Source organism: Actinosynnema sp. NPDC023658 (assembly GCF_040639995.1).
Classification (GTDB): Bacteria; Actinomycetota; Actinomycetes; order Mycobacteriales; family Pseudonocardiaceae; genus Actinosynnema.
The window spans coordinates 1-911 of sequence record NZ_JBFAAX010000953.1; the positions used below are offsets into that span (position 1 = coordinate 1).

Here is a 911-nt window from a genome sequence, read left to right on the forward strand (position 1 = left end):
CTCAAAGTCCACCCACGCCCGGGTCCGGTGTGGCGGCCAGTTCGTCGTCCTCGGCGAGCAGCGGTGAACGACCGAACAGCGCCAGTCTCGGCCGGCACGCCTGCGCCAGTTCCAGCGCCACCGTCGCGGTGATCCCTCGTGCCCCACCGGTGATCACGACGACGGATTGTTCGTCGACAACGGGCGGGCCGGTGGTGGCAGTGGCGAGGACCAGTTCGCGTCGTAGTCGGGTGCCGTCGGCGTGCAGCGTGACGTCGCGGTCCGCACCGCCCCGGCACAGTTCGTCGGCGAGCGCGGCTGCGTCGCGATGGCCGCAGTCGACGGCCTTGACCGACACCTCCGGCCACTCGAGGTCCAGCGTCCGTGCCAGCGCGGCCAGCCCGTCCAGCAGCGCCCGAGGTGCGGCGGGGTCGTCGCCGGAGTCCAGGACCACCACGAACACGCCGTCACCCGGTGTGCCGGCGAACCGGCGTGCCGCCTCGAACACGGTGCGCTGCACGGCCAGCGCCTCGTCCACCGTGGCGGGATCGGCCAGGCCGGCCAGGTGGAGCACGGATCGGGCGTCGTGCGCTCGGGTGGCGGACGCCGTCGCGTCGACGCCCCGCTGCCTCAACGCCTCGGCCAGTTCGTTTCCCAAGTCGCCGGCACCCTCGACGATCGTGACGGGGTGTCGGTGCAGCCCACCGAGTGCCAATCCCGGTGCGGGAGCCGGCACTCGCCGGGAGGTGAGCCGCGTCAGTGGTCGGGCTGGGTCGCCCTCCTCTGCGGTGTCACCGGTCGCGGTGCTCGTCCGCGTGGCGGCCGGGGTGCGGCCGGCCCGTCGGGGTGCGGCGGTGCTGAACCGCTCGGCGACCTGCCGCACGGTCCGCAGCGACCCGATGTCACCGGTGCCCAGCGGGGGCAGGTCCGGC

At 74.1% G+C, this 911-nt stretch carries 1 pseudogene; it reads right to left on the reverse strand.

What is annotated here, in order from left to right:
• Position 1: 1 nt before the first annotated feature.
• Positions 2-911, reverse strand: a pseudogene (locus AB0G02_RS36835) (hypothetical protein); the annotation flags it as partial.